At 54.1% G+C, this 26,164-nt stretch carries 21 protein-coding genes; 10 read left to right on the forward strand and 11 right to left on the reverse strand.

Features of this window, described 5'->3' with window-relative positions; translation table 11 throughout:
* Positions 1 to 91: 91 nt before the first annotated feature.
* Entirely contained in the window at positions 92 to 1,630 is a 1,539-nt protein-coding gene (locus AC1RKC_RS01255) for a long-chain-fatty-acid--CoA ligase (RefSeq protein ID WP_493092221.1), read from the forward strand.
* A 56-nt stretch (positions 1,631 to 1,686) separates the two neighbouring features.
* Here AC1RKC_RS01255 and AC1RKC_RS01260 read toward each other — a convergent pair whose 3' ends face one another.
* On the reverse strand, positions 1,687 to 2,961 hold the full coding sequence (locus tag AC1RKC_RS01260) for a Glu/Leu/Phe/Val family dehydrogenase (protein ID WP_020826943.1): 1,275 nt from the start codon (positions 2,959 to 2,961) through the stop codon (positions 1,687 to 1,689).
* Between the two features lie 615 nt (positions 2,962 to 3,576).
* On the opposite strand from AC1RKC_RS01260, the gene AC1RKC_RS01265 reads away from it, so the two are divergent.
* From AC1RKC_RS01265 to AC1RKC_RS01275, 3 genes are all read left to right on the forward strand, one after another.
* Positions 3,577 to 5,034 (forward strand): amino acid permease, encoded by a 1,458-nt coding sequence (locus AC1RKC_RS01265; RefSeq protein WP_046373515.1) that lies wholly within the window; start codon positions 3,577 to 3,579, stop codon positions 5,032 to 5,034.
* A gap of 132 nt (positions 5,035 to 5,166) precedes the next feature.
* On the forward strand, positions 5,167 to 5,796 hold the full coding sequence (locus tag AC1RKC_RS01270; RefSeq protein ID WP_020826941.1) for a helix-turn-helix transcriptional regulator: 630 nt from the start codon (positions 5,167 to 5,169) through the stop codon (positions 5,794 to 5,796).
* Between the two features lie 112 nt (positions 5,797 to 5,908).
* Positions 5,909 to 6,874, forward strand: a complete 966-nt coding sequence (locus AC1RKC_RS01275) for a bifunctional helix-turn-helix transcriptional regulator/GNAT family N-acetyltransferase (protein ID WP_046373516.1) — start codon at positions 5,909 to 5,911, stop codon at positions 6,872 to 6,874.
* Here the strand turns inward: AC1RKC_RS01275 and AC1RKC_RS01280 are convergent.
* From AC1RKC_RS01280 to AC1RKC_RS01295, 4 genes are read right to left on the reverse strand one after another with little or no spacing between them, the layout of a single operon-like run.
* Positions 6,846 to 8,297 carry an NAD-dependent succinate-semialdehyde dehydrogenase gene (locus AC1RKC_RS01280; RefSeq protein ID WP_046373517.1) on the reverse strand — a complete coding sequence of 484 codons (1,452 nt, stop codon included), beginning with the start codon at positions 8,295 to 8,297 and terminating at the stop codon, positions 6,846 to 6,848. The genes AC1RKC_RS01275 and AC1RKC_RS01280 overlap by 29 nt on opposite strands.
* On the reverse strand, positions 8,294 to 9,340 hold the full coding sequence (locus AC1RKC_RS01285) for an aldo/keto reductase (RefSeq protein WP_046373518.1): 1,047 nt from the start codon (positions 9,338 to 9,340) through the stop codon (positions 8,294 to 8,296). The genes AC1RKC_RS01280 and AC1RKC_RS01285 overlap by 4 nt, the downstream gene beginning before the upstream one ends.
* Positions 9,341 to 9,350: 10 nt before the next feature.
* Positions 9,351 to 9,854, reverse strand: coding sequence for a formaldehyde-activating enzyme (fae, locus tag AC1RKC_RS01290; RefSeq protein ID WP_144408516.1), 504 nt, complete (start codon positions 9,852 to 9,854; stop codon positions 9,351 to 9,353).
* Between the two features lie 30 nt (positions 9,855 to 9,884).
* Positions 9,885 to 11,246, reverse strand: coding sequence for an MFS transporter (locus tag AC1RKC_RS01295; protein WP_046373520.1), 1,362 nt, complete (start codon positions 11,244 to 11,246; stop codon positions 9,885 to 9,887).
* A gap of 239 nt (positions 11,247 to 11,485) precedes the next feature.
* Here AC1RKC_RS01295 and AC1RKC_RS01300 point away from each other — a divergent pair, with 239 nt between their 5' ends.
* Positions 11,486 to 12,403 carry a LysR substrate-binding domain-containing protein gene (locus AC1RKC_RS01300; RefSeq protein WP_046373521.1) on the forward strand — a complete coding sequence of 306 codons (918 nt, stop codon included), beginning with the start codon at positions 11,486 to 11,488 and terminating at the stop codon, positions 12,401 to 12,403.
* Between the two features lie 92 nt (positions 12,404 to 12,495).
* Positions 12,496 to 13,065, forward strand: a complete 570-nt coding sequence (locus tag AC1RKC_RS01305; RefSeq protein WP_122079378.1) for a glycerol-3-phosphate responsive antiterminator — start codon at positions 12,496 to 12,498, stop codon at positions 13,063 to 13,065.
* Here AC1RKC_RS01305 and AC1RKC_RS01310 read toward each other — a convergent pair whose 3' ends face one another.
* The gene (locus AC1RKC_RS01310) at positions 13,066 to 14,514 is read right to left on the reverse strand and encodes an FGGY-family carbohydrate kinase (RefSeq protein ID WP_046373523.1); all 1,449 of its coding nucleotides are present in this window, start codon (positions 14,512 to 14,514) and stop codon (positions 13,066 to 13,068) included. It abuts the gene before it with no gap.
* 25 nt (positions 14,515 to 14,539) lie between these two features.
* Positions 14,540 to 15,826, reverse strand: a complete 1,287-nt coding sequence (locus AC1RKC_RS01315) for an MFS transporter (protein ID WP_149573249.1) — start codon at positions 15,824 to 15,826, stop codon at positions 14,540 to 14,542.
* Between the two features lie 395 nt (positions 15,827 to 16,221).
* Between AC1RKC_RS01315 and AC1RKC_RS01320 the strand changes: the two genes are divergently transcribed.
* Both AC1RKC_RS01320 and AC1RKC_RS01325 read left to right on the forward strand, forming a co-directional pair.
* Complete coding sequence (locus AC1RKC_RS01320; protein ID WP_046373525.1) at positions 16,222 to 17,007, forward strand: SDR family oxidoreductase; 786 nt, start codon at positions 16,222 to 16,224, stop codon at positions 17,005 to 17,007.
* A 67-nt stretch (positions 17,008 to 17,074) separates the two neighbouring features.
* The gene (locus tag AC1RKC_RS01325) at positions 17,075 to 18,529 is read left to right on the forward strand and encodes an FAD-binding oxidoreductase (RefSeq protein WP_046373526.1); all 1,455 of its coding nucleotides are present in this window, start codon (positions 17,075 to 17,077) and stop codon (positions 18,527 to 18,529) included.
* 97 nt (positions 18,530 to 18,626) lie between these two features.
* On the opposite strand, the gene AC1RKC_RS01330 is transcribed toward AC1RKC_RS01325, so the two are convergent.
* Positions 18,627 to 19,400, reverse strand: coding sequence for an NAD(P)H-dependent oxidoreductase (locus AC1RKC_RS01330; RefSeq protein ID WP_493092220.1), 774 nt, complete (start codon positions 19,398 to 19,400; stop codon positions 18,627 to 18,629).
* 85 nt (positions 19,401 to 19,485) lie between these two features.
* Between AC1RKC_RS01330 and AC1RKC_RS01335 the strand changes: the two genes are divergently transcribed.
* Complete coding sequence (locus AC1RKC_RS01335) at positions 19,486 to 20,382, forward strand: LysR family transcriptional regulator (protein WP_493092219.1); 897 nt, start codon at positions 19,486 to 19,488, stop codon at positions 20,380 to 20,382.
* Between the two features lie 130 nt (positions 20,383 to 20,512).
* On the opposite strand, the gene AC1RKC_RS01340 is transcribed toward AC1RKC_RS01335, so the two are convergent.
* The 3 genes from AC1RKC_RS01340 to dsdC form a co-directional block, all read right to left on the reverse strand.
* Positions 20,513 to 22,573, reverse strand: a complete 2,061-nt coding sequence (locus AC1RKC_RS01340; RefSeq protein WP_181817837.1) for a TonB-dependent copper receptor — start codon at positions 22,571 to 22,573, stop codon at positions 20,513 to 20,515.
* Positions 22,574 to 22,815: 242 nt separating this feature from the next.
* Positions 22,816 to 23,268, reverse strand: coding sequence for a DUF2946 domain-containing protein (locus tag AC1RKC_RS01345; RefSeq protein ID WP_075203542.1), 453 nt, complete (start codon positions 23,266 to 23,268; stop codon positions 22,816 to 22,818).
* 285 nt (positions 23,269 to 23,553) lie between these two features.
* Positions 23,554 to 24,498, reverse strand: coding sequence for a DNA-binding transcriptional regulator DsdC (gene dsdC, locus AC1RKC_RS01350; RefSeq protein ID WP_046373530.1), 945 nt, complete (start codon positions 24,496 to 24,498; stop codon positions 23,554 to 23,556).
* 205 nt (positions 24,499 to 24,703) lie between these two features.
* On the opposite strand from dsdC, the gene dsdX reads away from it, so the two are divergent.
* On the forward strand, positions 24,704 to 26,041 hold the full coding sequence (dsdX, locus tag AC1RKC_RS01355) for a D-serine transporter DsdX (RefSeq protein WP_493092218.1): 1,338 nt from the start codon (positions 24,704 to 24,706) through the stop codon (positions 26,039 to 26,041).
* The last annotated feature ends 123 nt before the right edge of the window (positions 26,042 to 26,164 follow it).

Consider the following 26,164-nt stretch of genomic DNA (forward strand, 5'->3'; position numbering starts at 1 on the left):
GCGGTTCAGGGAGATCAACCTCAATGAGGTGGCGCAGTATCTCAATTATCGACTCACCGGGCTTCCCGGTTTCTGCTCATGAGACCCCCATATGCTTAATTTGGCCACATTGCTTGAAGAGAGTGCGCGTACTTTCCCCGATCGTCTGGCGCTGGTTCAGGACGAATTCCAGCTTAGCTATGGCGAACTCGATCAGCTCGCCAATCAGGTTGCCCATCTGCTGAGGGTTCGGGGCGTGAAACCGGGGGAGCGGGTGGCGTTGGCCTGCCCAAACCGTTGGGAGTTTCCGGCGATTTACTTCGGCATTCTCAAAGCGGGTGCGGTGGTGGTGCCGTTAAATACCTTGCTGAAGGCGGGGGAGTTTGAATACTACCTGCAGGATTCGCAGGCGGTGGCCTTCTTTTGTTTTGAAGGGGGCCATGGATTAACCTTGGGGGAAGAGGCAAAAATCGCGTTCGATGCCACGCAATCGTGCCGAGACTTTATTATTATCGGTGACAGCCTGCCGCTGAGCGGTGACCGCTTCAGCCAGGCCATTCGCCAGCAACCTACCGATTTTGACAGCGCCAGTACCCTGGAGTCCGACACCGCAGTGATCCTCTACACCAGCGGAACCACCGGCCGTGCCAAAGGGGCGGAGTTGACCCATTCCAACCTGGTGTTGAATGCGCTGGGTTCGGTGCAGTTATTCAATAGCTCGGTTGAACGCCCCGATCGCCATTTGGTAACGCTGCCGCTGTTCCATACTTTCGGCTCAACCGTCCAGATGAATGCCGGCTTCGCCTTGGGAGCAACGCTGGTGCTGGTGCCCCGTTTTGATGCAAAGCTGGCTATCTCGCTGATGCAAAAGCACGCCATCACTTTTTTCGCCGGCGTACCTACCATGTATTGGGCACTGCTGAACGCGCTGGACGACAGCGTAGATCTGGCGATGTTGCGCAAAAATTTACGCATGGCGGTCTCCGGCGGGGCCAGTTTGCCGGTGCAAATCATTGAAGATTTTGCCCGTCGTTTCGGCGTTAACATTCTGGAGGGGTACGGGCTGTCGGAAACCAGTCCGGTCGCTACCTTCAATCACCCAGGACGCGTCAACAAAGTGGGGTCTATCGGCCAACCGATCTGGGGCGTTGAAGTCCGGCTGGTTGATGTCACCGGCAAAACGATAACGGAGATCGATCAGGTCGGTGAGTTAGCGGTGCGCGGTCACAACGTGATGAAAGGTTATCTTAATCGCCCGGAAGCCACGGCAGAGGTTCTGGAAAACGGCTGGTTTAGAACCGGCGATCTGGCACGGCGCGACGCCGATGGGTTTTATTTTATCGTCGACAGGTCGAAAGACGTGATTATCCGGGGCGGCTTTAACGTTTATCCGCGTGAAGTGGAGGAACTGATGATTCGCCACCCTGCGGTTTCGTTTGTGGCGGTGATCGGGGTGCCGCATCCATCGCTGGGAGAGGAAATTAAAGCGGTGGTGGTGTTGAAAGATCTGGACGAGGCGGTAACGGAAGAAGCCTTGATTACCTGGACCAAAGAGCAACTGGCGGCGTTTAAATACCCGCGTATCGTGGAGTTTGTCGAGCGGTTACCGATGACCAGCACCGGAAAGGTGTTGAAAAGGTTGCTCCGTTAGAAGGGGATATTTTGAAATGATCCCGGCCTGCAGTGCAAGCCGGGATGGATAACGCATTAACCTGGGTAAATGCCACGCTCTTTACGTGCGGTCAGGATACGCTCACAGGCGACGATGTAGGCCGCGGTGCGCAGGCTGCATTTCTTCTCTTCGGACTTATTCCAAACGTGAACCATAGCGTCGGTCATGATCTTGTCCATACGCTCGTTGATTTCGCTTTCGCTCCAGAAGTAGCTGGCCATGTCCTGCACCCACTCGAAGTAACTGACGGTCACGCCGCCGGCGTTACAGATAACGTCAGGCACTACGGTGATGTTGCGTGAACGCAGAACGTCGTCCGCATCTGGGTAGGTTGGGCCGTTTGCCCCTTCCAGTACCAGCTTGGCGCTGAGGATTTCTGCACGTTGACGGGTGATCTGACCTTCCAGGGCGGCTGGGATCAGGATGTCCATGTCGACGGACCAGAAAGCTTCGCTTTCGATTTCTTTAGCGCCAGGGAAGCCAGCGATCTGCTTGTTCTTGGCTTGCCATTCGGTCAATGCGTTCAGGTCGATGCCGTCTGGGTTGGACAGGGTCGCTGAGTGGTCCTGGATCACGACTACACGTGCGCCGATGCCGACGAACAGACGAGCCGCTTCGCTGCCCACGTTACCAAAGCCCTGTACTGCCACTTTGGCACCTTCAAGCTGTACGCCCAAACGTTTGGCCACTTCACAACCGGTCACGAACACGCCACGGCCGGTCGCTTTTTCACGGCCCAGAGAGCCGCCCAGGTGGATAGGCTTGCCGGTGACGACGCCGGTGATGGTAGTGCCGTGGTTCATGGAATAGGTATCCATCATCCAGGCCATCACTTTGGAGTTGGTGCCGACGTCCGGTGCGGGAATATCTTTCTGTGGCCCGATGATAAAGCCGATTTCGCTGGTGTAGCGGCGGGTCAATCTTTCCAGCTCGCCTTCAGACAGTTTGAAAGGATCGACGCGGATCCCCCCCTTGGCGCCACCGTAAGGCAGGTTGACTGCCGCACATTTGATGGTCATCCAGGCTGACAGCGCCATAACCTCATCGAGATCAACATCTGGGTGGTAACGGATGCCGCCTTTACCCGGGCCGCGCGACAGGTTGTGCTGAACGCGGAAACCTTCGAAGTGGCGGATTGAACCGTCGTCCATCTGCAGAGGAATATCAACGATCAGCGCACGCTTAGGGTGACGCAGGGTATCAACCCAACGCGACAGCTCACCGAGATAAGGTGCAACGCGGTCGATTTGTTGCAGATAGGTGGCCCAGGCCGTTGTGCTGCTTTCTGAAGCGTAGGATAGCTTTTCCATAACCAACCTTTTTATATATAGGTATTTATTTTGTTTAACCGTGGATTACTAAGTGCATAACACTTTTGCGACGCTAAATTTACCATTAAAAACGCGGCTTGTTAGCCCCCACTCATCGGGCCACAGGCCGCTTTCAAGCCGGTTTGGCGGCGTAAAAATGAATAGTTAATTACTTTTGTACGGTGGTTGCGGGAGCTACTCATGGTTTATGCATAAAAAATGCATAAAACCCGTTTTTATCTATTTTTCAGAAGCTTGAATGTGATCAAAAAGTTTCATTTTATTTAAGTGTCGTGTTGACAATGCCGTTTCCTGACGCCAGAGTTAAATTCATGTTAAATCGACGTTGTCAGCGTTTTATTCTTGAACAAAAATAATCATAACCGACTGATAATAAATGAATCACCCTCCACGCTCATGCTTCGCATGCTAAATGTGGGCTAGCGCGCAGCTCGAACAGCCGTTTTCTGATGCGTACATTTTTTAACTTCCCTTTAACAAAGGGACGGTATCGTTTTGCCTGAATTTTTTTGCCGGTACAACGCGCAATGCGTTTCACTCCTGCAGCAGCGGCTGTCCGCTGCTTAATCGCCTTAATGACGGACAGGTAACACCATGACAAAAAGTAAGCAACATCGGTTGAAGGCTTCTTCAACCGAGGGGCCTGACTGCGCCCAAACATTGCAACGCGGACTCAGCGAGCGCCATATTCAACTGATTTCCATCGGCGGCGCCATTGGGACTGGCTTATTTATGGGATCGGGCAAAACCATCGCGCTTTCCGGCACCTCTATTGTGTTGACCTATGTGATTGTCGGCTTCTTTATGTTTATGGTGATGCGAGCGATGGGGGAGCTGTTGCTGACCAAGCTCGACTACCGCTCGTTTGCCGATTTCGTTTCCGAATACCTGGGGCCGAAAGCCAGCTTCTTTCTGGGGTGGTCCTATTGGCTGAGCTGGGTGGTGACGTGCATTGCCGACGTGGTGGTCTGCGGCGGCTACATACAGTACTGGTACCCCGAGGTTTCGCCCTGGCTACCGGCTTTACTGACCTTAGGGCTGTTGTGCCTGTTCAATATGCTGTCGGTGAAGATGTTTGGCGAAGCGGAGTTTTGGTTTGCCATCATCAAGGTGATCGCCATTATCGCGTTGATCGTCACCGGGGCCTGGATGGTGTTTATTGGCTGGACTTCGCCGGACGGGGTTACAGCCTCGGTGAACAACATCACCGATCCTGCTATTTTCATGCCGCACGGCATTCTTGGTTTCTTTGCCGGCTTCCAGATCGCCATCTTTTCCTGCACCGGTATTGAGCTGTTGGGCACCATGTCGGCTGAAACCAAGGATCCACACAAGGTACTGCCGAAGGCGATTAACGTTATCCCGGTACGGATCATCATCTTTTATGTGTTTTCCATGCTGGCGATCATCGCCGTAACCTCATGGAGCCATATTTCACCGGACAGCAGCCCGTTTGTGATGCTGTTCGATCAGGCGGGGTTACCTGCTGCCGCTGCGGTCATCAACTTTGTGGCGCTGACTTCGGCGATGTCCTCAGCCAACAGTGGCGTCTATTCCAGTACCCGCATGCTGTATGGCTTGTCGATGGAGAAGCATGCCCATGGGCAGTTCAAGATACTTTCGCGCACTACCGCCATTCCGATCCGCAGCCTGATGTTCTCGTGCTTTTGCATGGTAGTGGGGACGATGTTGCTGATCCTGATGCCGAACGTCATGACGCTATTTACTATCGTGTCAACCGTGGCGGCGATACTGGTGGTTTACAGCTGGGGCATGATCCTGGCGGCCTATCTGGTTTACCGCAAACAGCGGCCCGACCTGCATGCACGTTCGCTGTTCAAAATGCCGGGCGGGGTGATAATGACCTGGCTGACATTGGCGTTCTTTGCCTTCACGCTGGTGCTGATGATCTTTGATCGCGATACCCTGATAGCGTTGTGCAGCATGCCGCTGTGGTTTATCACCCTGGCGATCGTTTGGCGCTTTAGAATCAAAGACAGCGTGGCTCAGGAAGGCTATGTGTTTTACCAAAGCCGTCGCGAGGCGGAATAAGCCAGTCTCGGGAGGGCGGTTAGCCGTTCTCCCGCTCGGCATTGCGGGGCAACTGAGGTATGCTAAGCGGCTGACCCAATGATGAAAACTGGCCAATATCATCATGCCTTATCGCTATGGAGTAACAGCAGAGTGCTGAAAACCACGTCCCAATTAGAATTATTGCAGTCGGTTGCCGACGGCATTGCTGCGCTGTTTTTTCCCAATGTGGAAGTGGTGATACACGATCTCTCTACCAATAAGGTGGCGTACCTCGCCAATAATCTGTCGAAACGCAAACCGGGTGACGATGCCGGTTTGGAGGATTTTGACATCGACAGCGAAGGTCAGGTGACCGGGCCGTACGAAAAGCTCAACTGGGACGGCAAGAAAATGCGATCGGTGAGCATTGCCGCGAAAGACGAGCAGGGCGTTCCCCGCTACCTGCTGTGCATTAATTTGAGCACCGCGACATTTGAAGATGCCAGAAATGCGCTGGATATGTTCCTGTCGGTCACCCGTTTGCAGCCTCAGCCACAGCAGTTATTCAAAGACGACTGGCAGGAGAAGATCAATACCTTCCTGCACGAGTGGATCCGCCAGCAAAACGCTTCATTGGGTTCATTGAGCCGTGAACAGAAAAAGCAGTTGGTGATTGACCTGTATAACGAAGGGGCGTTTAAAGCCAAAAGCGCCGCCGACTATATCGCCAACGTGTTATCCCTCGGCCGCGCCACGGTTTACAAATACCTGAAAGAGTTAAAAAAGGGCGAGAGCGCCTAAAAAACCTGAGCGTGCCTGATGACGGGCCGCTGTCCTGTAAGACTCATGCCCCTTTGCACTGCTGAATAACTCTGATATGGTTGCACGATACAACCACATCAGAGTGCCGATCATGTCAATCACCCAACCAAGTCCGTATTTACACCCGATCAGGGATGCGTCGCGCCATTTGGTGCGTGAGCTAGGCTTTATGGGCAATACCCTGGCAGGAACCGAACTGCCGCCATCGGCGGTGCATGCGTTGATTGAAATAGGCGATCGCCAGGTTGATACCGCCGCTGAGCTTTGCAACGTACTTAACCTGGAGAAATCCAGCGTCAGCCGCATGTTGAACAAGCTGATCAAAGCCGGGGAGCTGGAAACGCAGGCCAGCGCGCGAGATGCCAGAGAGAAGATCCTGCGGCTGACGGCGCAAGGACGAGAAACCCTGGCGGGCATCAATCGTTTTGCCGATCGTCAAGTGCTTACCGCGCTGGAGCAGTTACCGGCAGACGCCAGCGTCAGCATTGCCAATGGACTGCAGAGCTATGCCACAGCGTTGCGAGCACATCGCCTGGGAGAAACGCCGGTTGCTGCAACGTCCATCGAGATTGTCAGCGGCTATCTGCCGGGGTTTACCGCCAGAACGCTGGAAATGCACATGCAATACTATTCCCGCACCGTGGGTTTCGGCGCCTTCTTCGAAGCTAAGGTGGGCGCGGCATTGGCCGATCTGGCCGGGCGTTTGTCGAATCCATTAAACCAGACCTGGTCCGCGCTGAAGGGCGATCGCATTGTCGGCTCTGTTTCGATTGATGGTGAAAGCTTGGGGGACAACCGTGCTCACTTGCGCGCATTTATTATCGATGACAGCCTGCGTGGCAGCGGTATTGGCCGCCAGTTGCTGAACCGGGCGGTCAGTTTTTGCGATGAGCATGCCTTTGACGAAACCCATCTGTGGACCTTCAAAGGGCTGGATGCGGCCCGGCATCTTTATGAAAGCGTCGGTTTCGTGCTTGCAGAAGAGCAGCCGGGCACACAGTGGGGGCAATTGATGACCGAACAGCTATTTATTCGCCGCTCAGTTGCCCCAAATTGACATACTGGGTCTCGAGATACTCCTCGAGCCCCACATCCGCGCCCTCACGGCCCAGGCCAGACTCTTTGACGCCGCCAAAGGGCGCCACTTCAGTCGAGATAATGCCCTCATTGATGCCCACCATACCGCTTTCCAACTGGCGCGTGACACGGAATGCACGCGCCAGATCGCGAGTGTAGAGGTAGGCGGCCAATCCGAAAGGCGTGTCGTTAGCCCGGCGAATCACTTCCTCTTCGGTATGGAAACGGAAGCAGGCTGCCAGCGGCCCGAAAGTTTCTTCATGCGCCAACCGCATCTGTTCATTAGCGTCGGCCAATACCGTAGGTTGGAAGAAGGTTCCTCCGAGCGGATGGCGCTCACCCCCGCACATCAGCCGCGCCCCCTGGCTTAACGCATCCTGCAGGTGAGCCTCCACTTTTTCTACCGCATTCAGATGGATTAACGGCCCTTGCTGGGCTCCGGGCGTCATGCCGGGGGCCACTTTCAACGCCCGGGTGGCCTCGGTCAATAACTGGATAAAACGATCGTAAACGCCGTCCTGAATATAGAAGCGGTTCACACACACGCAGGTTTGGCCACTGTTGCGGAATTTAGCCGCCATCGCACCCGCCACTGCCGCAGTCAGGTCGGCATCGTCAAACACGATAAAAGGGGCGTTCCCCCCCAGTTCCAGCGACAGTTTTTTCACCGTATCCGCCGCCTGACGCATCAGCAGTTTCCCCACTGTGGTCGAGCCGGTAAAGGAGACCTTGCGCACCTGGGAACTGGCCATCAGTGAGGTGCCAATCGCCGGGGTGTCGCCGGAGACGGCGTTAATCACTCCGGGAGGAACGCCGGCCTGTTCCGCCAGCACGATCAGCGCAAAGGCGGAAAGCGGGGTCTCATTGGCCGGTTTGATCACGGCGGTACACCCGGCCGCCAGCGCAGGGCCGAGCTTGCGCGTCAGCATTGCCAATGGGAAATTCCACGGCGTGATGGCGGCAATGACGCCAACCGGCTGTTTGAAGGTCAGGATTTGGTTGCCGGCTTGGGTGGCAGGAATGGTGTGACCGTAGGCGCGCTTGGCCTGCTCGGCAAACCATTCAATAAAGCTGGCGGCATAGACCACTTCCCCCAGGGCTTCGCTCAATACCTTGCCTTGTTCTGCCACCATCAGTTCCGCCAACGGGGCCTGATGCGCCACGATCAGTTGAAACCAGCGCTGCAGGATCTGCGATCGCGCTTTTGCCGGCAAGGCGCGCCAGGCGGGTAGCGCGGCTGAGGCTGCCGCAATTGCCGCTTCGGTTTCTGCGGCACCTGCAAAGGCGACCTCGGCCAGCGTTTCGCCGTTGGCGGGGTTGTTTACGGGATAGTGCCGTGGTGCGCTGCGCCATTGGCCGTCGCAATACCAGCCGTTGCGTAACAGGGAGGAATAGGAGGTCATGCAATGTTCCTTGTGTCGGTATTGTCCAGGGTAAACAGGCCGCGGGTTGGGCGGCTCTCACGTGCAATGCGTTTGCCTGCGGTGTAATCGTTAATCACATCGCAGGGGGTGTAGTGGCGTTCCAGCTCATAACGTTCATCTTCGCTAAGCGGGGTTAATAAGGCACTGACAGCGCTGTTTATTTGTTGCACCGTGTCGGCGCCGACCAGCATGCAGTCCACTCCCGGGTGACCCAGCACCCAGGCCTGAGCAATTTGCGCCGGCGGAAGACCGCGCAGCGTCGCCACCTGGCTGACGGAGTGTGCGACATTGCGCGAAGCCGCATCGGCATACATCTCCTGAGTGAAGAAATCCGTTTGGTTTCGCACCGAGTTGAAATCGCAACTGAGCAAACCGCGCGCCAGCGGGCTGAACACCGAAATGCCCAAACCTTGATCGCGGCACAAGGGGATCATCTCGCGCTCTTCTTCGCGGTAGGCGCAGTTGAGCTGCAATTGCATGTTGATGGGTTTGACGAACCCCTGCCGCTCGCACATCCACAGGATTTTCGCCAATTGCCAGGCATACATGGTTGAGACGCCGACATACCGCGCTTTGCCTGAACGGACGATATCGTTCATCGCCGACCAGGTTTCTTCGATGGGGGTGTTCACGTCAAAGTAGTGCAGCATGTAAATATCGACATAATCGGTGCCCAGGCGACGCAGGCTGGCGTCAATACTGGTCATGATGTGCTTGCGGGAATGCCCCTGATTATTGGTGCCGCCGCCAAGTGGGTAACCAACCTTGGTGGTCAACACCAGCTCGTCGCGCTGAGCCACGCGCGCAATGATGCGGCCAACCACTTCCTCGCCTGCGCCGCTGGAGTAAAAATCCGCCAGATCAATGAAGTTGATCCCGCATTCGAGCGCGTGGCGTATCAGCGGCTCACTTTGCTGTTCGTCAAAAATCCAGGGTTTCCACTGTTTGCTGCCCATGTTCATGGTGCCGAGACACAAGCGGGAAACTTTCAGTCCGCACTGACCAAGATTGATGTAATCCATGGCGTTCTCCTCAGGCACGCGGGGTATAAAAGGGATTCGCCAGCTGCGGCAGAGTCTGGGCGAGCTGACTGCGGTTGGGCAACTGATTCATCGCCGCATGGATCGCCTGGCTACAGGCGCGATAGTTATTCCTATACACCTCGTCGAGATCATCACAGGCCGGATTCACCCAGTTGGCGGTCACGATGCACCACTGGTCTTCGGCCTCTGGCGGCAAGATCCCCTCCAGCAGGGCTTCAGTTACCGCTTTGGCGATGGCCGCCTGGGAGGCGCCCCAGGTGGCATTGCCATGCAGTTCGCCGCTGATTTCGGCCTTGTTGACGTACAGCGTCATAGGCTTGGTCGGCACATTGGGCTTCACCACCACCATAAAGGGGCAGTGTCCCTGGCTGGGGGAGGCCAGACTGGATGCGAACGCCTGACCTACCGCGCCATGACGCGGGCCGATCAAAATATTGATGTGCGAGGCGTTTACGCCGTTACCCTCAAACCCTTCACCGATATACATTTCCACGTCATTGCTCCTGTTTTCAGTCAGATAGTGTTATTTAATCGACGCGGCCAACGCATTGTCTGCGCGCTGCGCCGGATCCTGGCTGGCGTCCACCAGGGTTAATCCTTTGGTTTCTGGCGCCCAGGCGATGGAGACCAGCGCGCCGATAATCAAGATCACGGCCAGAATGCCGGTGGTGGCGGGCATGCCGTAGTGGACAATCGCCAGTGGCAACAAACCGGTGCCGATGGCAGAACCCAGGCGGCTCATTGACGTGGCGAACCCGACGCCCATTGAGCGGACTTCCGTAGGGAAACTTTCCGCGGGAAAAACGCCGACCAGGTTGCTGACCGCCGACATCACCAGCGTGAAAGCCGCAAACAGTGCGATCAGCCACGCCGACTGGCTCACGGGGATCAGGCTAAGCAACACTAAGCACGCCGCGAGGAACACAAAGGAACCGATCAGGAAGCCACGTCGGGAACAGAACATTGTCAGCAAAATGCCGAGTAGTGCACCGACGATCAGCAGACCGTTGAGCAACAAGTCAGTGGCAAAATTTTGATCCAGGCCCATGACCTGCAGAATGGACGGCAAGAAGGTATAAATCGCGAAGTAGGGGATCACCAGACAGACGAAAAACAGGCTGTTGAACGCGGTGCGCCGACGATATACCGGGCCAAACAGCGACAAAAAACGCTGTTTACTGAGGGTGGGTGCCTCATCGACCAGCATGACGTTAGGGCCAAAATAGCGGTGTACGATGGCCATGGCCTGTTCGCGACGCCCTTTTCCCATCAGCCAGCGGGGAGATTCCGGCGTGCCTATCCGCATGAGCAGGATGATGACGGCCGGCACGGCGGAAGAAGAGAGCAGCCAACGCCAGGCATCCGGTCCCATCGCCGTCAGGAAGTGACCGGCAAACCCGGCGGCTACGTAGCCAAAAGTCCAAATCACGCTGAAAGATCCCAGCAGTACGCCACGGTGTTTACGGGGAGAAAATTCGGCCAGCATGGTGTGGCCCACGGAGAAGTCGCCGCCTAATCCGACGCCGACCAGCACCCGCAGCAAGAAGAGTTGTTCCGGCGTGGTGGCGAAAAATTGCAGCGCCGAGGCCAGGGTGATCACCACAAAGCTAAAGCAGAATATTTTTTGCCGGCCGATGTAGTCGGCCACCCAGCCGAGCAGCAAACTGCCGATAAACAGGCCGATCAGCGCTGAACTGCCCAACATGCCTTCCCAAAAGGCGGAGATCCCCATTTGCGGTTTGATTTGCGCCAGGGCGAAACCTATGACGCCCAGTACATAGCCGTCGGTGAAGTGGGCGCCGAAAGTCAGCCCGGCGATTTTGAGATGGAATCGGTTTAACGGTACGTCATCCATACGTATTTGTTGTGATGTCAGATGTTGCATTGCCCTGTCCTCCAGTTGGAGTGGTGTGGGGTTATTGTTGGTTTTATGTTTTGAATGCGTAAACAATGTGGCAGCAGACCCGCGCTTCGGCGAGTGCGTTTTAGTCATACCCTCAGGTGGAAAACGCATGTGATCGGCTTCTGGTTTTACGGAAATAAACGGGATGCACACTGGTGAATCACTGCAAATTAGCAACATATAGTTAACATGTTGTTTTATGCACAGAGGCCTCGCGTATCGTGAGAAAACTTCCTTCACTCAGTATGTTGCGCGTATTCGAGGAAACCTGCCGAACGCTGAGTTTCAGCAAAGCGGCAGAGGCGTTATTTATTACTCAAAGCGCTGCCAGCCGACAGATCAAGCAGCTTGAAGCCTTCCTGGGCAAGTTGCTGTTTATCCGTAGCCACAGTGGCCTGGCGTTGACGCAGGACGCGATATCGTTGCTGCCAAGAGTGCGGCAGTCGCTGGATATCCTTGAAGAGGGGATCCAGCATGTACAACTGCACAATCCGTTACAGCACCTGCGCCTGCAGGTAGCACCGACTTTCGCCACCCGTTGGCTGGCTCCCAGATTGGTGGCGTTGCGCAGCCGTAACAGCCAGTTGCAGATCGCCCTGATCAGTGAAACCCGGCAAAAATATTGCGATTTCGACTGCGCCATCCGCTTTGGCGATCCGGATGACTGCGCCGCCCGGGGCGAATGGTTATGCCATGAACGACTGGTGTTGGTAGGCAGCCCTTTACTGATGGTCGATGGCGGCTTCCCGCCGTTGCATACCCAGCCTCAGTTGCACATCCTGAATGGCGATATTCGCCTGGATAACTGGCCCTGTTGGCTGGCGACGGCGGGACAGCCCATTGCCGGCCAGCAAAGCGGGCTGGAGTTCAGTACGCAAGACCAGGTGATTAATGCCTGTATTACCGGAGCAGGTTACGCCGTGTTGGATCGGATGATGATCCGCAATGAATTGCAAAGCGGCCTGCTGGTGCTGCTGTCGCCGGTTGAGTTGAAAAGCCGCAACGGATACTGGCTGGAAATTCCCGCAGGCAAGCGCGATATGCCCCGGGTGGGGTATTTTCACGATTGGCTACAGCAGGAAATCCGGCAGCGGTCAGGGTATCCTGAACCGTTGCCGGGCATGATCGCAGCGGTGTGAGCGGACGTGGAGATACCGGTGTAGGGGTGTGTTACCTTGTTGTTAATGAGCATTGCCCGCCGTTCTTGCTGCGGGCCTACCAGGGGAATAACGTGTCTTCAATTGTTGAGTTGTTAAAACTGCATCCGGTGATTGCCGCCGTAAAAGATAATGAAAGCCTGCAGGCGGCGGTGAAGTCAGACTGCCGGATTATTTCGGTGCTCTACGGCAATATCTGCAACATCGGACGCATCGTGCAGCAGATTAAAGAGGCCGGAAAATACGCCTTTGTACACGTCGATTTGTTGGAGGGAAGTTCCAACAAAGAAATCGTGATTAACTTTCTGAAGATCGTGACCGCTGCCGACGGCATCATCAGTACCAAAACCTCAATGGTCAAAGCCGCGCGTCAGCAGGGGTTCTATGCCATCCACCGGCTGTTTATCCTCGATTCCATCTCTTTTAATAACGTCGACAAGCAGGTGGCGCAGTCCACGCCGGACTGCATCGAAATCCTGCCGGGCTGCATGCCGAAAGTGTTGGGTTGGGTGGCGGATAAAATCGATTTGCCGATCATCGCCGGGGGCCTGGTGTGTGATGAAGACGATGCCCAGACGGCGTTAAAAGCCGGAGCGATTGCCGTCTCCACCACCAACCATGACGTGTGGAAGTTGGCGTTATAGCTAATCCACCAGAGGGCTGAGCGCACGCAATAACGGATCGAGGTGTGCGTTCACCTGTTGGTAAACCCGCTCATTGAGTTGCTGATAAAAAAGGTGATTACGGTTGTCCGGCGTAAAGCCGTCGCCGATTTTCACCAATCTTTCGGTGGCCTGCTGATAGCTGTCGAACGCACCAATCGCCATACCGGCATTGATGGCGCATCCCACCGCGGCAGAGCCGCTCATCAGGTTCCGACGCGTCGGGATACCGAACACGTCGGCGAAAATTTGCATAAACAAATCGCTGTTGGCACCGCCGCCGGAGATGATCAGGCTGCGGAAGGGCGTATTCAGTTCCTGCGCCATTTTATCCATATGGTTTTTCATGGTGAAGGCGATACCCTCCAGAATAGAGCGGTAGATGTGCGCCCGAGTATGACGGCCATCGAAGCCAATCATCGCGCCTTTGCGGTATTCGGCTTCTGATGGCGGTGCCCAGTCATGCACGGTGATCAAACCTTCACAGCCCGCGGGCACCCGTTCGGCCTCGTGGTTCAACAGTTCCTCGATGCTAACCCCTGCGTCATGGGCCGCAGACAACGCAGCCGCGCCAAACTGGTCGCGAAACCAGCTTATGGTCCACATACCGCGACGCACGCCCATGCATTCATACAAATAACGGCCGGGGATCGATGCCTGGAACGGCCAGAAATGACGTGCGTTTTTCACGTTGGCATGGCCGTGCACCATGGCGCCGATATAGGTGCCAAGGGAGATAAGCGCGACACCTTCGTCCAGCGAACCGGCCCCCAGAGCCTCTACCGCTTTATCGTGCGCGGTCGCGACCACCGGGAGACCTGCCGGCAAACCGATTTGCTGCGCCGCGCGTTCGCTGAGATAACCGAGAATTTCCCCCGGCTTCACCACGTCCAGTACCCGATCGCGCGTCAGATTGCAGCTTTGCCAGACCGCCGGATCCGTGCTCCAGTCCAAGCAATCATTGTCCATCGGCCACCAACCGATGTAATTGGCGCAGGTGTCTTTGAACTCGCCGGTCAGCCTATGGGTAATATATCCCGAGGTGGTGGTGATATAGCGCACCTCCCGGTAGGCATCTATATACTCATAGGGCTTGTTGAGGCGCTTATCCATCCAGTTGATCACCGGGTAGGCCAGCTCACCGTTTTCTTTTAGCAGCGCACGGCAGCAGCGAACGATGCAAATCCCCATCGACAGGATGTCCTGCTGCTGACCACCGTATTCAGCAAAACGCTGCATGACGCGACGAAACGCCACCTTTAGGGCGTCCCAGAGGTCATCATCCGGATGCTCCGCCAGCAGCGGTGCGGGGATCTCCAGCTTGCGCAGTTGCTGTTTCCCTTCGCAAATGACGTTGCCGTCCAAATCAAAAATCACCACTTTTGCGCTTTGGGTGCCAACGTCCACCCCCATCAAATACTGCTTCTTCATGCGTTCGCTCCTCAAGGAAAATCCATTAACCGACCAGGGGTTTTATGGTTGTTGTTTTTGCATCGGCCGTTTTAATCTTGTTGAACAACAGGTATGTAAACACCACTACCAATCCGGTGGCGGTCAGCCCCATCAGCCACATATTGCGATAAGCCTCGGCTGCTGGCAGGGTGTCTTGCCAATGCCCAACCAACGGGTAGACAAACACATCCGGCAGAAAACCGATCACCGAGCAGATCCCCACCGTAGTGCCCATAATGAATTTGGGCGTACGGACTTCACCAATACAGGCGAAATACAGCCCGCGCGAGGCATAGCAGGCAAAAGCCAATAACAAGATCAAACCGATACCCACGGCGACCGAGCCCGGTTGTTGATTGGTGACTAACAAGGCGCCCAGCGTGATCAGGCTGACCAGCGCCAGCAGTTGAATCACCCGGGTCGGCGATTTCAACCGACTGTGGCTGGTGATCAATCCCCCGAGCGGACCACAGATGGCGCGGAATATCTTGTTAATCACAATCCCCATGTAGCTGGCGGCAACCAGCGTCATGCCATACATTTCGGTCAGGTAATTGGTCGAGTAACTCAGGATGGCGTAAATGGTGTAGACGCCGAAGATGATCATGCTGCAATACCAGGTGCTGCTGACCTTGAGCACTCTCAGGATGTCACCGAGGCTAAAGGGAGGTGAGGGCTCGGTACTGCTGCTTGCGGTCTGGGAAGAACCCTCGCTGACGAAGAACCAGCAAAGCACGCCGAGCAGAATATATACGCCGCTGTAAATCAGGATAACCGCTTTGAGGCTGTTGGGATCCTCGGTAGCGAATAAAGAGAAGATCCACATGGTGAACACCGCCAGCGCCATTACGCCGACGCCTCTTAACCCCTCCATCCAGCCCATGATTTTGCCCTGTTCCTCATGGTTGCCGAGCAGTGACGCCGCCTTGATGGAAACGGACCAGAGTAGCAGAATGGTGGTAATGGCGAATGCTACCTGTATCAGGATCATCACCCAGAAAGGCGGGTAAAACGCCATCAGTCCACCTAGCAAGCCGGTCGCGATCATGGCGAAAGTCATGACCTTACGGTGGGAAAACTTATCGGCGACAATGCCACTGGGGGCATAAAGAATAATGGCGGCAATACCGAAGGTGCTCATAATCAAACCTATTTCGGTATTGGAAAAACCCATAAACTTCGCCATGGGTATTTGATAGATATAGCGTAAATAGGCCAGATCAAAACTAACGCCGCCACTAATACTTATTATTGCCAGGGTTAACCAACGGCGGAAATTTGATTTCTTCATGCGGCATTCCCATTAAATTGTCAAACAAAAAAAGAGAAAAGCAAGCTCCCCGCATTACGGGAAGTTACTTTTCTCTTGGGCTCATTCAGTAACTGCCCTAACAAATAGCACGTCGTCGGGAATAATATCCGTGATTGTTATCACAAAAGCCTAAAATGAGAATTGGCGGGCTGTTATCAAGGGGTAATTACTCAGTGAGACAAGTCATTTTTATTATCACGCTATTTTTAGCATGGAATGATTTTGTGAAGTCAATCACGGAAGCGAACGGAGTGGGCATGTTAGCTTGCTTCTCAGTTACTAGAGCCGATGAGAAAAGTAACTTCTTTGCCCAGTGCAGAGGAGCTTACTTTTCTCATTTTTTTTGCTTTTTTTCCAGGCTAAGGAGTCAGGACATGTCACTAGATGCGTTGAATGCGTTCTCACTGGATTTCTTTTCGCTGAAGGGGAAGACGGCGATTGTCACCGGCGGCAACAGTGGGCTGGGGCAGGCGTTTGCCGTGGCGCTGGCCAAGGCCGGGGCGAATCTGTTTATTCCCAGCTTTGTGATGGATCAGGGGCAAACCCGTGAAATTATTGAACAACAGGGCGTGCGCGTGGCCTTTATGCAGGTGGATATCACCGAGAAAGGCGCGCCGTCCAGGGTCATCGCCGAATGCCTGGCGCACTTCGGGTCCGTGGATATTCTGGTCAACAATGCGGGCATCTGCAAACTGAACAAGGTGCAGGATTTTGGCCGCGCTGACTGGGATCCGATGATCGACATCAATCTGACGGCCGCCTTTGAAATGAGCTACGAAGCCGCCAAAGTGATGATCCCCAACCAGCAGGGTAAGATCATCAATATTTGCTCTCTCTTTTCTTACCTTGGCGGTCAATGGTCCCCGGCTTATTCTGCCACTAAACATGCCCTGGCTGGTTTTACCAAAGCTTATTGTGATGAACTGGGGCAATATAATATTCAGGTCAACGGTATTGCACCGGGTTATTACGCTACCGACATTACCGCAGAAACCCGAAGTAATCCGGAAACCAACAGGCGCGTATTGGAACATATTCCTGCCAACCGCTGGGGTGACACACAAGATTTAATGGGGGCAATGGTATTTTTAGCCAGCAGGGCATCAAATTATGTTAATGGCCATTTGCTGGTGGTCGATGGTGGTTATCTGGTTCGTTAAATAAGCGGAGCACTCTCCGTTTTATCTAAATTACATTTTATATTCTTATTAACAGGAAGGAGTAACCATGTCTCTGACTCGTGAAGCTATTGTCACTCATTTAAAAGAAATTGTGGGCCCAGAGCGGGTCATTACCGACGAGGAAACGTTGAAGAAAAACAGCGTGGACCGTTTCCGCAAATATGCCGATATTCATGGCGTCTTCACTCTACCGTTGCCGGCAGCCGTGGTTAAGCTGGAAAATACCCAGCAGGTCGCGGATGTGCTGAAATTTATGAACGAAAATCGCATCAACTGCGTGCCGCGTACCGGCGCATCCGCCACCGAGGGCGGGCTGGAGACGGTGGTCAAAAACTCGGTGGTGCTGGATGGCTCGGGATTGGACCAGATCGTCAGCATCGATATTCGCAACATGCAGGCAACGGCCCAGTGTGGCGTATCGCTGGAAGTACTGGAAAACCAACTGCGCGCCCAGGGTTACACTACCGGACATTCGCCGCAGTCCAAGCCGCTGGCGCAAATGGGCGGTCTGGTCGCGACGCGCAGCATCGGTCAACTCTCTACGCTATATGGCGCGATTGAAGATATGGTGGTCGGGTTGGAAGCGGTCTTCCCGAACGGCACGATTACGCGCATCAAAAATGTGCCACGCCGTGCCGCCGGGCCTGATATTCGCCACGTGATCATCGGCAATGAAGGGGCACTGTGCTTCATTACCGAAGTGACGGTGAAAATTTTCAAGTACACGCCGGAAAACAACCTGTTCTACGGTTATACCCTCGACAATATGCAGACCGGCTTTGATATCCTGCGGGAAGTTATGGTCGATGGCTATCGCCCGTCAATCGCCCGTCTGTATGACGTCGAGGACGGTACCCAGCACTTTACCCATTTTGCCCAGGGCAAATGCGTGCTGATCTTTATGGCAGAAGGTGCAAAAGGCATTGCGCAGGCGACAGGGGCAGGCATTGAGGCAATTGTGCAAAGTCACGCAGAATGCCACAAAGTGGACAGCAAGCTGATTGAGCAGTGGTTCAATAACCTGAACTGGGGGCCGGAGAAGGTGGCGGCGGAACGCCTGCAGATCATGAAAACCAACAACATGGGGTTCACCACCGAAGTTTCCAGCGACTGGGCCAGCATCCATACCATCTACGAGAATGTGATCCGCAGAATACGCGCGGAATTCCCACATGCCGATGACATCACCATGCTGGGCGGCCACTCTTCACACAGTTACATCAATGGCACCAACATGTACTTCGTTTACGATTACAACGTGGTGGATTGCAAACCGGAAGAGGAGATCGACAAGTACCATAATCCGTTGAACAAGATTATCGTCGAAGAAACCCTAAAACAGGGCGGTTCTATGGTACACCACCACGGCATCGGCAAACATCGTACGCATTGGACCAAAGACGAACACGGCAGCGCCTATTACATCCTGAAGGCGTTGAAGGAAGTCTACGATCCCAACGGCATCATGAACGCCGGCACCATTTATCCGCTGGAAAAATAATCTTGCCTCTGGCCCGGTCCACCGGGCCTTCTTAGCCTTACTCTCCTCGCTGCGTTTACCCCGTTGTTTCTCTCCATCGGTGGCGAGCACGCATTAATTATTCAATATGCGCGCTAAAGCCCTTACGCCCGGGAGCAATATCGGGTTTCAGCGTCAATGCCGGGATCTCGTACTCGCCCGCATTCTGCCTACGGAAGGGAATAGGCGAGGTTTGCTCCAATTCATCGAGGCGTTGCCCCAGTGCGTTACAAGCCTCGGCAAAGCGCGCTTGATCAACCCGGCCGGTACGATAAAGAACAAAGGGCGGCAGCACTTCGAAACCGGGATAATGCAGGATGCCATGTTGGATAGGGAACAGAATGTCATCGATCGGGCCATTGATGCCGCGTTGCGCATAGTGCGACTCCCATCCGCCGGTAGTGACAATCAACATCGCGCGTTTACCGGCGAGGGTGCCTTCACCATAACGATCCCCCCAACGGACATCAGAGTGCTCGCCGACGCCATAGGCAAATCCGTAGGCATAGACGCGTTCAACCCAGCCTTTAAGGATCGCCGGCATCGAAAACCACCACAGCGGAAACTGCAAGATCACCGTATCGGCCCACAGCAGCTTTTCCTGTTCCAGTTCAATGTCTTTGCTCTGTAAACCCTGAGCAAAAGCCTGCTGGGAATCGAGCGACGGATTGAAACGATCACCGGGTTGGGCCGTACTGTCATTGGCGTCGAGCGTCGCTTTCCATTGCATGGCATACAGATCGGAAACTTGCACCGCATGGCCGGCAGCTTCGAGCCGCTGTACTGAAAAATCCCTGAGTGAACCATTTAATGACTGCGGTTCAGGGTGGGCGTAGACGATTAAAACATTCATTGTGGAACCTCCATTGATTGATGGAGGCAGGTTAGGCTGCTGCAAGGTATATTAGAAATGAATTTCTAATATTACAGGTATTAGCATGAATAATATCAGACGTCTGGATCTTAACCTGCTGGTCACGCTGGACGCCTTGCTTTCAGAGCACAACGTTACCCGGGCGGCACAACGTTTAAACTTCTCACAACCGGCGGTCAGTGTGCATCTCGCCAAACTCAGAGACATCTTTAACGATCCGCTGCTGTTGCCGGGGCCACGAGGAATGCGGCCCACCGCACGCGGCGACGAGTTACGCGAACCGCTGCGGCAGGCACTTGAAGCACTGGAACAGGCGGTGTCACCTTCAGCGCCCTTTGATCCCAAAGTGGCTGAAAATACCTGGCGCGTAGCGGCTTTTGACTATGGCGAGTCGACCATTGTTCAGCCGGCGTTGATGGGCCTGCGGGCTGCGGCACCGAACAGCAGACTGGCAGTGATCGAGACAGTGCCTTCACGCATCGCCAGGCAGGCGGAGCAGGGTGAGATAGATTTGGCCTTTCATACCCGTGAAGGGGCTCCAGCCCATTTGCGACAACGAATTTTGTTTAGCGAACGCTACGTGCTGGTGGGACGAGCCGGACACCCAGGCTTGCAAAAACCACCTTCACTGGCTGAGTTTTGTGAGCTGGAACATGTGATAGTTTCGCCGGACGGCGGGGGCTTTTTCGGTATCACCGACAAAGTGTTGGCGGAAGCCGGTTTGACCCGGCGAGTGGTGCTTTCCGTACCGCATTTTCTGTTTGTGATGTCGGTGCTGGCAACCTCAGAGCTGGTGGCCATGCTGCCGTCACGTCTGGTACGCAATAATAGCGCGTTGCAGGTGGTGGAGCCGCCCGTCGAGCTGCCGGGCTTCGAGATGACCATGCTATGGCATGATCGTGCCCATCGCGATCCGGCGCATCAATGGCTGCGAGAGCATATTGTCTCGTCGCTTGCATAAAGATATCTGCACGGTTTCAGGCATGTGGGCGGCTGTATTTCAGCAAATTGCCCGTGAATAACAAAATCAGCGCGCGGAGCAATAACAAACATGGGGCGGTGGCATGCATACACCGCCCCATAGCACCTGGTTAGAAGGTGATATTCACCTTGGCCCACAGGGTACGGCCCGGTTCATTGACCGACGTATTCGATGAATAGCCGAAGGTACTGTTACCTGCAAGATTCAGGTGTTCGCTGTAGGTTTTATTGAGAATGTTATCCAGGCCGGTGCTGAGCTTGACGTGCGAGTTCACCTTGTAAGCAACATTGGCGGACAGCACGCCAAAACCCGGACTGTCGGCAAAGTCTTTACCGACCACGTTGCCCTGATTGATGGCTACGCGGTGCTGACTGCTGACCACCCGCCACAGGCCGGTACTGCTCCAGTCGCCTCGTTCGTAGGTTAAACCAAAGCGAGCCTCCAACGGTGGAATTTGCGGCAACGGCTGGTTGTCGCTGGTGTTTTTCCCCCAGGCATAAGCCAGGCTGGCATCGGTCTTCCAGTGTTCGGTCAACTGGTAACCCATACCCATTTCACCGCCCATGATGGTGGCATTAACGTTATCGGCCTGGCTGATACGGGCGTGATGCGGATCGTATTTGAACAAGATAAAGTCATTCACATGGCCAACATAAGCCGATATCCAGCTGTTAAACCGCTTATCGGTATATTGAGCACCGATATCGATCTGCGTGGTTTTTTCACTCTTCACGCTGTCAAACGCACTCTTGTTGCCGCCAGGCCCAAATGTCGGGGAGAACAGCTCCCAATAGTCGGGGAAACGCTCGGTATAGCCGATCCCTGCGTACAGCATCAACGGCATGCCGGCCAATGTGTGCTCAATACGGCTAAAACCGCTCGGCAGCGTATCGGAACGCTCAGTGTCGTTGCCGGTTTTGTAGTTATCCACCAGGGTGCGATCGAGGCGAGCACCGCTGATGATCTTGCTCTGTTCGGTCGCGCTCCAGGTCAGTTCACCAAAGGCACCGTAGTTATGGAACTGCGCATCCTCTTGCCAGGCGTTACCCCGTTTGTTGCGATGCGTGTTGGTTTGCGTATCCATACCGCTTTCCAACTTAAAATCTTGCCACAGCCAGGTTCCCATCACTCGACCGCCGACGGTGCGACGATCCAACTGCATGGTCATGCCTGCGTGCATAGGCATCCCCATGCCCATGTGTCCCATCGCCATGCCGCCTTGGCCGGGTGAACGCAGGGTGGTGTTATCCATAATATGGTTGGCGTAGTTGTAATACACCTGGGCTTCCAGCTTGTCGAACACCTCGCCAATATTGGATTTTTCTACCCGCATGCCCAGGCTTTCGCGCTTGAACTGCGAACCATCCATACTACGCCCGGCATAGCGCGCTTCACCATTACCCCGACCCATGGTCACTTCCAGCAGGGTATCGGTGTCCGGAGTCCAGCCCAGTGCCAGATCGCCATTCCATTTGTCCCAGCGAGAGGGCACGCGATCGCCATTGCCGTCCTGGTAATCATGAGAGCGTGATTTATTGCCCATCAGGCGCAGATAACCTTGTTCACCGCCCAGGCTGGCATCAATGTTTTCATCCCAACGGCCGTTGGAACCGGCCAGCATGCTGGCGTTGCCTTTGATGCCTGGTTTATCAAACTGCGGACGTTCTCGTTCAAAGCGCACCGTACCGGCAGAGGATCCTGCGCCCCAAAGCACCGTTTGCGGCCCCTTGGTAATCGTCAACAGGTCATAACTTTCTGGTGAAATATAGGAAGTCGGCGCGTCCATTCGTGAAGGACAGGCACCCAACATTTCGCCACCGTCGGTCAAAATTTTCAGCCTGGATCCAAACATGCCGCGAAACACCGGGTCGCCATTGGTGCCGCCATTACGGATCTGTGAGAAACCCGGGATAGTTTTCAGATAATCCGAACCGTCGCTGGCAGGCACTGGCTGGCGAGGGGTTTTCGGTGAGGTCACTATCGTCATCGGCGAATAGAGCGGTGCGGTGACGGTGATCACGTCACCATCATTGGCCTTTACCGCCACTTCATGCTGGGGCTGTTGTGCAGCATGAGCATTGAAGCCCGCCAGGACAAACAGCGGCATAGCCGCAGTAATATGCAGGGAGAGAGGGCGCTTCTTATAATTGTTGGTTTTTCCGAACATCATCGTTCCTTAATGTCAATTTTGACGCTAAAAATACTTTTACATCGCAACAGTCGGTTATTTAGGCGCAGTGAAACCCGGAGTATCATGCCGCCGTTAATAAGCTTTGGCCCGGTTTTGGCGTGAGAATAATGCCAACAGGGTTGCGATGTTTATTGAGTGCAGTGGGGAATTCCGACAGGCGTAAATAACCCGCCAGGTTGAATAGTCTCAACAGGAATAATTTGGCTGCAGCCTATTTATTTTTAAATCAACGGAAGCGATGCTGGTGGAGCGCGAGGTTGGGACTCGGAGTGGATCACATGGGCGAATAGCGGGAAGATATAATGCAGCGGAGGGGCGCGCGACAACAGCGAACCAGACCAGAATAGCGGTGAACTGGCCAAGTCTAACAAGGGAGCATGGATCAGCAATACACAGTAACCGCAGGCGCTGTCATCCATCATCATCGCCATATTATGGCTGCCAGTCTGCATGGTCATCGTCATGCTTTGTGCGCCAGGCTCCGGCGGCGGATGATGGCCATGTGCAGACATATCCATGCCGCAGTCTGTCATTGCGACCGTTTCAGATTGCCCCACGCGCGCATGCTCCAGCGATCGAGAGATCACCGGGGCGATGAACAACATCAGGATCGCAAAAATCCCCAGACAGGCCGGGAGATGGCTTCGCGATGTGGCAGTCCGAATTAACGACACATATATCCTAAAACAGTGCAAAATTAACGGACGGAATTGTACTGTTTTATGCTGCAAATGTTAAAACATTTTCTGCATGGTTGGGTTATTGATAAAAGAAATTGCCGTTTGGTTCACGTTATCAACCATTTTAACTGTTTGGATATATTGTGAGCGCGTGGAATTAATAATACTAACAGCAAGAGTGGTGATATATCCCGCTTGGCTGATTTTTTTGCCACAATCGCTGTTGCTCTTTTCAGCGGGATAATAAGGAATCTCAGGCGCTGGGTGAATTGATATTGGTCATTCCAACGGCAATTCACCTAGCGATTTTAACCAAACGATGAAGGCATCAATTTTTGGCCACTGACGGTCGGAAAGCGTTGATACATAATAGTGCTGATCGCATTTCAGCTCCATTTTGGGCAATGGCGCAACCAGCTCGCCGGTACTGAGTTGCTTGCGGATAAGTCGCTTACGCCCCATGGCGACGCCAACGTGGTTCACTGCCGCAGTGACGGCCAGATCGGAGCGATCGAATCCTATTCCCGGCGAGGTATCCAGATTGACACCGAAATGTTGAGCCCAGCTGTGCCATTCATCCGTACCAGAATCATAGCTCCAGGCCTGACGATCGTGGAGGAGGGTGCAGTGTGAGAGGTTGCCGGGAAAATTGACCAGCTCAAATTGGGCTGCATATTCCGGGCTGCATACGGGAATAATTGCCTCATCCATCAGGTATTGGTAATGAAGCTGTGATGAGGGAGTCGCATCAAAATAAACGGCCAGATCAATGCCTGCCCGCTGGAAATTGACGTTTTCATTGCCAGTCAGAATAGTCAGGTTGATGGCGGGATAACGCCGAGAAAAATCGGCCAGGGCTGGCACGATCCAACACTGGGCGATCGACGGCCGGGAGTAAACCGTCAGGGAGCCTGACAGCGCCTGGTTCTTGATATCCAATATTTCCTGGTTCAGGGTACCCAATGATGTTTTTAACGCCCAAAAAACCCGTTCACCTTCAGCGGTGAGTTCAACTTTCCGATGAGAACGAATAAACAACTTTAAGCCGAGATTTGCTTCTAGCTGATTAATGGTATGGCTTACCGCACTGGGGCTCACCGACAGTTCATCCGCCGCCATGGCGAAAGACTCGTGTCGAGCCGCCACTTCAAATGTAAACAGCCGTGAGAGCTGCCAGCCATTAAGCGATCGGTGCTGACCCGTTAGCAGATGGTTCCCCGACATATTTCCCCCTGAAAGTATAAAAACCTGCATTCTACGCATCAGTTTGGTGAGTAAAGTTGATGCATGTCGCTAAATTGCGCCATTTCTTGGCGCAAGTCACTCGTTTGATTCTGTTTTACTCATGTGAGGTGAGATTTTTATCGTTTGTCACCGATCGTCGTTTTCCTGTCCAATAAAGACAATTCAATGACAGGGGATATGGGCCATGGATTCACACATTTGGGTTGCCGGCACGCTGATCGCCAGTATTGCACTCATCATTTTGACCATCGTAAAGTTCAAGTTTCATCCTTTTTTAGCGTTGTTGTTAGCGAGCTTTTTTGTCGGTGGCATGATGGGGATGGGCCCGATTGATATGGTCAATGCCATAGAAAATGGCATTGGCAGCACGCTAGGATTCCTGGCTGCGGTGATTGGGCTGGGCACCATTCTTGGCAAGATGATGGAGGTTTCCGGTGCTGCAGAACGCATTGGTATCGCGCTGCAGCGCTGCCGCTGGCTTTCCGTCGATGTCATTATGGTATTGGTAGGCTTGGTTTGCGGCATCACACTGTTTGTCGAAGTGGGCGTGGTGTTATTGATTCCATTGGCTTTTTCCATCGCCAGAAAAACCGGCACCTCACTGCTTAAACTGGCCATACCGCTTTGTACTGCATTGATGGCAGTGCATTGCGTCGTTCCTCCACATCCTGCGGCGCTGTTTGTGACCAATAAGCTGGGTGCAGACGTAGGAACGGTGATTGTTTACGGTCTTCTCGTCGGTTTAACGGCGTCTCTGGTCGGTGGGCCGTTGTTCTTGAAAATGCTGGGGAAACGCTTGCCGTTTAAGCCGGTACCGCCCGAATTTTCCAATCTGACCGTGCGAGAAGAACATGAGCTGCCTTCGCTGCGGGCAACGTTGTTTACGGTGCTATTGCCGATTGTGCTGATGTTGGTGAAGACGGTAGCAGAGTTGAACCTGGCTAAAGAAGGGCGTCTGTTTGGCCTGATGGAGTTTATCGGCAACCCGATTATCGCCATGTTCATTGCCGTGTTTGCGGCCTATTACGTTCTGGGCATCCGCCGTCATATGGGGATGAGTACGCTGTTGCGCCACACGGAAACGGGTTTTGCTTCTATAGCCAATATCTTGTTGATCATCGGCGCGGGCGGGGCCTTCAACAGCATATTGAAGAGCAGCGGCTTAGCGGACACCCTGGCGTTAATGCTTTCCAACCTGCATATGCATCCGATCTTGTTGGCATGGTTAGTCGCGCTTATTCTTCATGCGGCAGTGGGCTCCGCCACCGTTGCCATGATGGGAGCAACGGCCATTGTCGCACCAATGTTAGCACTCTATCCTGACGTCAGCCCGGAGATCGTGACCATTGCCATAGGCTCTGGCGCTATCGGTTGCACCATAGTGACCGATTCATTGTTCTGGCTGGTGAAACAGTATTGCGGCGCAACGCTCAATGAAACGTTCAAGTACTACACCACGGCAACCTTTATCGCTTCGGTGCTGGCTTTAGGGATGACCTTTTTACTTTCATACATTATCTAAGGCAGTCCTTTTGCGGCAGTCGTGAGCGAGTACTTTCCATGGCTTACGATTGCCATTGCCGCCTCACAGAGAGGGTAACTCAACGCTTCACCCGATAAGCAGGGCGAAGCGATCGAATTTTAT

The organism is Serratia sp. GW822-FHT06E05 (genome assembly GCF_058799445.1).

Excerpts from the sequence above, each read along its gene's own strand:
- AC1RKC_RS01255 (WP_493092221.1), top strand. The coding sequence starts at position 92 with ATGCTTAATTTGGCCACATTGCTTGAAGAGAGTGCGCGTACTTTCCCC.
- AC1RKC_RS01260 (WP_020826943.1), bottom strand. The coding sequence starts at position 2,961 with ATGGAAAAGCTATCCTACGCTTCAGAAAGCAGCACAACGGCCTGGGCC.
- AC1RKC_RS01265 (WP_046373515.1), top strand. The coding sequence starts at position 3,577 with ATGACAAAAAGTAAGCAACATCGGTTGAAGGCTTCTTCAACCGAGGGG.
- AC1RKC_RS01275 (WP_046373516.1), top strand. The coding sequence starts at position 5,909 with ATGTCAATCACCCAACCAAGTCCGTATTTACACCCGATCAGGGATGCG.
- AC1RKC_RS01280 (WP_046373517.1), bottom strand. The coding sequence starts at position 8,297 with ATGACCTCCTATTCCTCCCTGTTACGCAACGGCTGGTATTGCGACGGC.
- AC1RKC_RS01285 (WP_046373518.1), bottom strand. The coding sequence starts at position 9,340 with ATGGATTACATCAATCTTGGTCAGTGCGGACTGAAAGTTTCCCGCTTG.
- AC1RKC_RS01295 (WP_046373520.1), bottom strand. The coding sequence starts at position 11,246 with ATGCAACATCTGACATCACAACAAATACGTATGGATGACGTACCGTTA.
- AC1RKC_RS01310 (WP_046373523.1), bottom strand. The coding sequence starts at position 14,514 with ATGAAGAAGCAGTATTTGATGGGGGTGGACGTTGGCACCCAAAGCGCA.
- AC1RKC_RS01315 (WP_149573249.1), bottom strand. The coding sequence starts at position 15,826 with ATGAAGAAATCAAATTTCCGCCGTTGGTTAACCCTGGCAATAATAAGT.
- AC1RKC_RS01320 (WP_046373525.1), top strand. The coding sequence starts at position 16,222 with ATGTCACTAGATGCGTTGAATGCGTTCTCACTGGATTTCTTTTCGCTG.
- AC1RKC_RS01325 (WP_046373526.1), top strand. The coding sequence starts at position 17,075 with ATGTCTCTGACTCGTGAAGCTATTGTCACTCATTTAAAAGAAATTGTG.
- AC1RKC_RS01330 (WP_493092220.1), bottom strand. The coding sequence starts at position 19,400 with ATGAATGTTTTAATCGTCTACGCCCACCCTGAACCGCAGTCATTAAAT.
- AC1RKC_RS01335 (WP_493092219.1), top strand. The coding sequence starts at position 19,486 with ATGAATAATATCAGACGTCTGGATCTTAACCTGCTGGTCACGCTGGAC.
- AC1RKC_RS01340 (WP_181817837.1), bottom strand. The coding sequence starts at position 22,573 with ATGATGTTCGGAAAAACCAACAATTATAAGAAGCGCCCTCTCTCCCTG.
- dsdC (WP_046373530.1), bottom strand. The coding sequence starts at position 24,498 with ATGTCGGGGAACCATCTGCTAACGGGTCAGCACCGATCGCTTAATGGC.
- dsdX (WP_493092218.1), top strand. The coding sequence starts at position 24,704 with ATGGATTCACACATTTGGGTTGCCGGCACGCTGATCGCCAGTATTGCA.